The organism is bacterium (assembly GCA_024228115.1).
GTDB lineage: Bacteria > Myxococcota_A > UBA9160 > UBA9160 > UBA6930.
Genome location: JAAETT010000334.1, coordinates 1 through 7,889, shown reverse-complemented (window position 1 = coordinate 7,889; position 7,889 = coordinate 1). Strand labels below are relative to the sequence as shown.

General features: G+C 65.1%; 8 protein-coding genes. All 8 read right to left on the bottom strand.

Going from position 1 to position 7,889, the window contains the following annotated elements; genetic code table 11:
• Nucleotides 1–775, bottom strand: a 775-nt coding sequence (locus tag GY937_14840) for a hypothetical protein (protein ID MCP5057980.1), incomplete at its 3' end; no start/stop codon positions are given.
• Nucleotides 776–800: 25 nt separating this feature from the next.
• On the bottom strand, nt 801–1,238 hold the full coding sequence (locus GY937_14835; GenBank protein ID MCP5057979.1) for a hypothetical protein: 438 nt from the start codon (nt 1,236–1,238) through the stop codon (nt 801–803).
• Between the two features lie 15 nt (nt 1,239–1,253).
• The gene (locus tag GY937_14830; GenBank protein ID MCP5057978.1) at nt 1,254–1,940 is read right to left on the bottom strand and encodes a TetR/AcrR family transcriptional regulator; all 687 of its coding nucleotides are present in this window, start codon (nt 1,938–1,940) and stop codon (nt 1,254–1,256) included.
• Nucleotides 1,941–2,033: 93 nt separating this feature from the next.
• Complete coding sequence (locus tag GY937_14825) at nt 2,034–3,032, bottom strand: alpha/beta fold hydrolase (protein MCP5057977.1); 999 nt, start codon at nt 3,030–3,032, stop codon at nt 2,034–2,036.
• A gap of 108 nt (nt 3,033–3,140) precedes the next feature.
• A complete protein-coding gene (locus GY937_14820; GenBank protein ID MCP5057976.1) occupies nt 3,141–5,618 on the bottom strand; it encodes a hypothetical protein in 2,478 nt (825 codons plus the stop codon).
• A gap of 223 nt (nt 5,619–5,841) precedes the next feature.
• The gene (locus GY937_14815; protein ID MCP5057975.1) at nt 5,842–6,678 is read right to left on the bottom strand and encodes an enoyl-CoA hydratase; all 837 of its coding nucleotides are present in this window, start codon (nt 6,676–6,678) and stop codon (nt 5,842–5,844) included.
• A gap of 142 nt (nt 6,679–6,820) precedes the next feature.
• Entirely contained in the window at nt 6,821–7,177 is a 357-nt protein-coding gene (locus GY937_14810; GenBank protein MCP5057974.1) for a nuclear transport factor 2 family protein, read from the bottom strand.
• Between the two features lie 119 nt (nt 7,178–7,296).
• Nucleotides 7,297–7,680, bottom strand: coding sequence for a hypothetical protein (locus GY937_14805; GenBank protein MCP5057973.1), 384 nt, complete (start codon nt 7,678–7,680; stop codon nt 7,297–7,299).
• Nucleotides 7,681–7,889 lie beyond the last annotated feature (209 nt).

The following is a 7,889-nucleotide window of genomic DNA, read 5'->3' as shown; positions in this document are numbered from 1 at the left end:
GCTGGAACATGCGCTGTTCCACTGGAGTGGGCGAGATGAACTCGCTCGACCGGAAGAGCGTCAAGATGAAGCCCTCCCCCAGCACGTGGAGGAAGACGCTGCCCTCGCTGTAGCTGTCGGCCTCGAGGATCCCCTTGAGGGCGTGCTCGCCGCGCACGCTGGCGCGAAAGAGCCCCGCCCCGGCCAGCGCCCGTTTGCGAAAGACCTCGGCATGGCGCGCCTCGTCGATCGCCTGCGTCGCGATGAAGCCCTTCACCTCCTGGAAGTAGCTGTTCATGTGGTGGCTCCACTTCGCCGGCAAATCCGTAGCGATCATCTCGACTTCGGAGAGCAGTGTGCAGAGCTGACAGAACGCGATCTCGACTTCATCGGGGATTTCATGCTTGTCCATGTCCTGCCAGGGAACGTCCGTCGAAACGTTCCATTGGCGGCTCATGGCCTCTTCCCAGTAGCGCTGTACGCGGTATCCCCAGACGTCGCTCTTCTTGTTCAGTGAGGGTCCGAGGTCCGGCTGGTCGCTTCCCTCGGCCAGGATGGCACCGCGAGGTGCCAGGCCTCGGTTCTCGCGAACGATTTCCGGCGTGTTCTCGATCGAGTAGGGCCCCACCTCACAATCTTCGATCGTAAGGCCGCGTCGCGGATCCTTCCGGCGCACTTTCACCGTCTCGCGAGCATCGTCGAGCCAGCTGAAATCCAGATTGCCCTTCTTGATGTCACGGACGCGAAGGTTGAAATCGGAGTTGTAGGAGAAGTCGTTGGTTCCGTAGTAGCTCATCGGGATGGATCCTCCGGCGCGGGCTTCAGGCCCACTCGATTTCGAGATCCGAAGCCTGGTTCACGAAGGCCTGGATCGTTGCCATGAAGCGATAGAACTTGTCGTGGCCTTCCGGATCGTCGTAGACGACCTTCATGCGGTCGCCGACGTGGGAGAGGCTGTTCAGCGTATAGGCCGGTTCCGGTTGGCCGTTCTTCTGGATCGATTCGATTGATTCCTTCCACAGCGAAAGCGGTGCTTCGAGCATGAAATCGAATTCGGCACCGTCGGGGCTCGAAAGCTCCCGAACATCGGAGCAATCGAAGACATCGAAAGTGAGCGAATAGAGATGTGAGGTTTCTCCATCCACCTTCACCCCCATTACCGTGTCGCAGAACCCCAGCTTCTCGAACTCGGCCGGGTTCGCATTCATGCGACTTGCGAGTTCCTGGAAGAAGTCGAGTGAAGGAAACTTGATCGCCATTGTCTTCTCCTCGTGTCAGTCAGTTTCGTTCGCCGCAGTCGTGGGCGGCAGATCACTCAAGTCGAGATAGGCCAGGTATGCGCGCGTCAGCTCGCGAGCGAGTTGTTCATCCGAGGTGGGGAGCCCGTAGGTAGCCACTTCGTCGAATAGGACGGCGTGCTCGAGTGCCGCGAGAACGAATTGGACTCCGAAGCGCACGGCCGCCGCGGGCTCCGGATGCCGGATCCTCTCGGCACGCACGAGCAGCAACGCTTCCACGTGCTGCCCGACATGCGCCGCCAGGCGCGCCTTGCGTTCGATCATCGCCGGCTCGCTCTTCGAGAGGGCCGACAGCTCGCGGAGGATTCCGCGACGCTCCCGGTGGATCTCGACGAGGAAGCTGATCAGTTGGCTGACGATCTCCTCGATGCTGGCGCCCTCCCAACGATCGAGGCCGAGCGTCGTATCGGCGGTCAGGGTGGCTTCCTGCGCGAAGCGATCCTGCAGGCTGTGCAGCACGGCCTGCTTGTCGCGGAACCGGGAGTAGACCGCACCCACCGAACAGCCCGCCCGAGCGGCAATCTCCGCAACCGTGATGTCGTCGAATCCCTTGTCCGCGATCAGCGCCTCCGCGCTGTCGAGCAGGCGCTCCAGGGTCTGCTGGCTCCTCGCCTGCTGGACCGGCCGGATCCATCGGAAATGAGGTTCAGGGTGCAATCTCACGGAAACCCGTTGGAGTTTCGTGAATTGTAATTCGCATTCAGTTTTGGTCAATGGCCAGGTGAGTCGTCACAAGAGGCGTGTCGAGCGGGAACCTCAGGGTGCGGAGCCCGGCTCCGAGCTCGCGTCCATCAAGTGCTTGCGGAACCAACTGAGCGCCAGATCCGAGGCTTCGGCGTAGCGCCTCGTATAGACGTCGTAGTGCTTGCCGGGCAGGAGCTGGTACTCGGCCGGGGCATTGGCCTTGATGCGCTCGAAGGCCTCCAACCCGTTCTGCTTGCGATCGAAGAGCTCCTCGTCCTCCATATCGATGAAGAGGGTCGGGATCCGCACCTGTTCAGCGAACTCGAGGGGCCGATAGGAGATCATCCGCGCGACGTCCGGGGTGCCGCTCAATCCAGGGGCGCCGTCGATGCCCTGGGGCAACGGGGGATCGAGTTCGCCGCGGGCCTTCTCCCGGGCGCGTCGCTCGGCGTGGGCGAGGTACTCGGGCGGGGGCGTTCCGCCGCCCTGGGCGCCCACTTGCGCGACGGCCGCTGAAAACCCCTCGGTGGCCGCGAGGGTTACCGCGTGGCCAGCGCCGTAGCTGGTGCCCCAGATACCGATGCGCTTCGGGTCGACGTCCGGCTCGCTCTTCAACACGGCCAGGGCCGCGCGCAGATCTTCGAGCTGGTCCCAGGGGTCCACCACCTCGCGGATCACCCGCGTCTTCACGGTGACGTGGCCGCTCTCGTCCGGTTCGGGGAGTTCGTCGACCGCGATCAGCCGGCCTTCACTCTCGCCCCAACCACGGTAGTCGAAGCTCAACACGACGAAGCCCGCAGCAGCGAATTTTGGGGCGTAGGTGATGTCGAGGTGCTCGCGCAGGCCGCCCCAACCGTGGGCCAGCAGGATCGCGGGGCGCTTCGTCGTGACGTCCGGCTGCGCTCCCTTCGCCCGCCACACCTGGGCAGCGATCCGCGTTCCCTGGCTCCAGATCGTCACCGGCACCGGTTCAGCGCCGTAGTAGAGCTCCGCCGCACAGCTGGCCCCGGGCGTCGCGAGTACGATCGCTAGCAGGGCCAGCCATGCGAGCGGCGAAACTCGTCCCTTCACTTCCTCGTCCTCCCTGGCGCTGGCCAGTCCGCCATACCATGGGATCCCAACTGCAAAGCAAGCGCAAGAGGCAAAGGAAGCGCAGGAGCGGAGGTTTTCAGCTCGGTGTCATCTCGAGGTGATCGTCCCAGCGTCCGCATCGACTTCGACGAGTGTGCCGTCGGGCAGTTCCGACGTTGCGCGGGTCACGCCGAAGACGGCGGGGATGCCGAGCTCGCGAGCTACCACGGCCGCATGGCACATGAGGCCTCCGACCTCCATCACGATGGCGCCCGCGCGCGAGAAGAGCGGGGTCCAGCCGGGGTCGGCGAAGCGCACCACGATGACCTCACCTGCCTCGAAGGCGTTCGGGTCAGGCTCGTGGAGTACTCGCACGCGCCCCTCGATCCGCCCGGTCGAGATGCCGGTTCCCTTGAGGACGCCATCGCCATCGTGGCCGACCTCCCCATCCGGAATGGGGACGCTGTCGGAGCGCACGAAGTCGGGTGCTGGGTTCTGCTCGAATGAGGCGAGTTCCTCAATGCGTCTCTTTACGAGGTGCTGTGCATCCTGGGTCGTCAGCGCTCCCTCGACGAGCTCGGTCATCTCCAGATGAAAGACATCCTCCGGTCGCTCCAGCTGCCCTTGCTCGGCCATGCGCGCACCGATCTCGAGAGCGATGGCGCGAATCCGGGGGAAGACCGTCAGCAGGTAGTGTTTGCCGGATTCCCGGTTGGGGAGATGGCGTTCCGCCAGGCGAGCCGTCCAGCGCAGGAACGGCCGTTTCCAGCGGGGTGCGGTGGCGACGGCGGCTCGGATGGCAGCACGTCGCTCGTCGGCGAGGCGATCCAGCCGCTCGCGGACCCCCTCCTTCGGTGGCTCGGCCAGGCCGCGCCGCACGATGTCGAGGAGCATGCCGGGATCGTCCAACCAACGCGGCGTGGCGACATCGAATTCCTTGGGGCAGCGATGGCCGTTCCAGGCGAGGAAGTCGGCTAGCCCTGCAAGCCAGGCGCGACCCTCCGCGCTCTCCTCGAGCGCCTCGAAAAGATCGTGGGTGCCGGTCGTCCCCGCGAAGGCACCCTCGAGCGGCCTGGCAGCCTCGGTCAGGGTCTCGAGCTCCAGAGACATGGCGGTCGTGGGGTTGTGGGCGATTCCGACGGCCAACAATTTCTGTGCTGCGGGATGCGCCCGGAAGACGCGCCGGGCGAGTCCATAACTCCCGACGGCGAAGATCAGCGACCACATCATGTGGGCCGATTCGAGGAACTCGCTATCCGTGATCGCGTCGAGCTCGGCGACCAACTGCCGGGTCGTGCGATCGTGTAGCGGTGCATCGCGTTGCTCGATCACCCGGGCGCCGAAGCGGCGGAAGTGCTGCAGCCGTGCTTCGGGCCGGAAGGCGCCGAGGAACGCGGGGAGTGTCTTCATATGGCCGAGGATCGACTCGCTCCAGAGGAACCACCGCATTCGCGCGCTGAGACGCCGCGGCAGGAGAACCCCCCGGCCCACAAGCTCACGGATGATCGGACCCGCGTTGGCGTCGATTTCATCCGCCATCGCCTCGGTGAACGGGCCGACCACCGGGATCGCCCGCATCGCGTTCAGGTTGCCGTAGATCCGGCCCTGAACGCGGTCGCCCGGGTTCATGGCATCGCGCAGGCCGCTGCGTCGCGCCCGTTCGCTCCCGAGCCCGACGAGCGAGGGGAGGAGACGATCTCGCCAGAGGCTCCAGGAGAACATCGGCAACGGGTCCGGCATCGTCTCGCGAATGTTGAGATTGCTCCAGACCGAGACCGCGCCGTCATTTGCGGAAGCGTTGGTGCGTTCGATCCGCGGTGTCGGCGGGGGCTCGGCAGCGACCGTGATGGGTCGGGCTTGAAGCCACCAGGGCTCGGCGTCGTCTTCGAGGGCCCATTCGAGGTCGAGCGGATGGCCGAAAGCTCGCTCGAGGCGAAGCGCCTCGACGACGATGGCGATCGCTTCCTTCTCGCTGAGGACGCGCTCATCGTCGCCAACATGTTCCAGATGCGCCTCGAAGCCGCCCAGGCCAGAGGGGTAGACACGCCAACGCTCCGGCTCGGTGTGGCCCGAAACGAGTTGGTCGCCCAGGCCGCGGACGGCCTCGAGAACGACGCCACGATCGCGCCCCGCCGGATCTCGCGTGAAGACGACACCTGCAGCTCGCGCCTGGACGAGCCTTTGCACGACGAGACCCACGGGCACGGTGGCTTCGCTCTTCGTGTAGGCGCGTACCCGTTCTCCGGCGCCGGATCCGATGCAGCATTCAGCTGCCGAGAGCAGGGCTTCCTCGCCGCCCACCTCCAGGATGCTCTCGAAGAGGCCGGCAAAGCTCTGCTCCGAACCGTCCTCTCCCAGTGCCGACGATCGTACCGCGAGAGGTTCCGGCAGCAGTCGACGTGAGTTCGAAAGGAAACAGGCCCGGTCGTCTTCGCTCCACTCTCCGGGGAGAGCGACCGTTGCCTCGACGGCGAAACCAGCCGGGACGCGCGCACCGGCAGCTACGAGGCGCGCAAGCCCCTCGGCCTTGCCCCCGAAATCCGCCTCGGCTGCAGCGTCGACAGAAGCGAGATCGAGAATGCGCAAGACGCAGGGCCCTCCGAGCGATGTCCATCGGCGCGTACGCAGTACGTGCGCAACGGAGGTCCGCATCGGCAATCGCCCTGCCAACCTGTTCCCCGAGGGGGCTTCGCCGAAGAGGCCCAGGCGGTCGAGGATCTACCAAGTGGCTTCTCGCCCGCCGCGGGACGACACGGTGTTTTCTCTCGGTTTGCCGGAAGCGATCGGCCTACTGTCGCTCGCAGAACGCCTACTTCGGTTCGAGCCCGTGTCCGTACTCCCTGTGGTCCTTGAAAACCGGAGGGCGTCCCTCGGCGCGCGCCCGTACGGATTCCTCGAAGTTCTCGGTTGTGAGGCGTACGTAGAGTTGGGCGTGACCCTCGTGATTCATGTGCGCATGCAGGCCGCCGGCGTCGAGGCTCGCCCAGAGCAGCTGCTTGGTGAGCTCGACACCGACGTGGCTGTAGCCAATGATCCGCTCGGCCAGCGCATAGCAGGTGTCGAGCAGCGTGTCGGGCTCGACGACCTGTGAGACCAGGCCGATCCGGTTCGCTTCCTCGGCGTCGACATCGCGACCCGAGAGCATGATCTCGAATGCACGCGAAGAGCCGATCGCGCGTGGCAGGAGATAGGAGAGGCCGAGCTCCGCTGAAGTGAGGCCGTTGTTGATTCCGGCTGCCCGGAAGTACGCCGTGCTGGAGGCAATGCGGATATCGCACGCCGTTGCGAGGCAAAGTCCCCCGCCGATGGCGGCGCCGTTGATGGCACCGATCACGGGTTGGTGCATGTCGCGAAGCGACAGAATGACGTCGTCGAGGATCCTGAGTGCCCGCCTGGCGATGGCGGGGACCGTCAGGCCCGCGATGTGGGGAACGATGCCGTCGTCCTTGTGATCGGCACCCGAGCTGAAACCCTCGCCCGCGCCGGTGAGAACCACGACCCGGGTCTCGTTGTCGAAGCTGATTTCGCGAAGCGCATCGCGCAGTGGGATCATCACGTCGAATGCCATCGCGTTCATCCGCTCCGGGCGATTCATCGTGACGAGGGTGACCTGGGGCTGGGGCTTGCTGATCTGGATGAAGGACACGGGATCTCCTGGTGGCCGGTGGTAGGCTGACCTCCAGACGATACATCGAGTTGCAGCGGTGCTCGTTTTCGCCAACTCGCCGCTGCACCGGACGGGTTTCGCCACCGATCGATCAGGAGTCGATCAGCTCGAAACCCGTCTCTCACCCTTCGTCATCTCGATCCGGGTGAGTGGCGAGGAAGTAGGTAAGCGTGCGAATCAGGCCATCCTCGATCTCGAAGATGTCGACCGCATGGATCGTGGCACCCGATGGGAAGTCGACATAAACCTCGCCCGCGACGCGCCCGCCGTTGGACATCAACGGACCGGCGAGGCGAGGTGAGGGGCTGGCCCTCTCCACCACGCCACGGTAGAAGTCGGCGATCGCAGGGCGCCCCTTCGTCAGTGTGCCCAGGCCGGCCAGGACCGCATCCTCGTGGAAGAGTTCGGCGACGCGAATGTCCCGGTTGCGAACACGCTCGAAGTAGGTGGCAGCAATTCCAATCGGCTCTTCGCTCAAGTGACTCTCCTCCAGCCGGGCTCGGCGCCAGGTCTTGGTTGCGTTGGGGTCGTCATCGGGGCGGGTGGCCGAAGCCTCGTGGTCTGTTGGTTGCTGCAGCGTCTTGCCTGCGAGAACCCTCAGGTACCCGCGCAGTCGTAGCGACGGATGCGCTTCCAGCGGGGTCGAGCCCGCTTCTTCTTTACGACCCTGCAGCTGAGGTTCGAGCCCGTTCGAGGTGCGACGACCTCCAAGCACAGGCCCGCCTGGGCGGAGGCACTGGCGATGCCCGGAGCCGGCTGAGGCTCGAAGGCCATCGCGAAACGGAAGAAGCTGGCGTTCGGCGATCCCGGCCAGGAGAGGCCCTGGGCGGATACCTCGTAGCGGATCCCGGCGATGCCGTGGTCTTCGAGGGTCACGCGTTTCAAGCCAGCCGCCGAGCCCGGGACGCATGCCGGTGGAAGGGCTCCCGAGGCGTTCACGTACTCGACCGCCTGGGAGCTGAGAGCGGCCGGAGGGCCCAAAGAGACGGATATAAAACCGGGGACGCCCGGAAATGCGAGCCCTCCGCCGGTTGCTCCGCCAAATGACTGGCCTAGCCTGAACTATGCACGAAAGTTGGCTGAGAAGCTGGCTTTCCAATGTTTCAGCGTGCCGCGCGGCGATTGACGCTGACGGATCTCGTTTTGGGTGGTCGATGCCCATTCCGTGGCGCGAATGCGGAGTGTGCTTC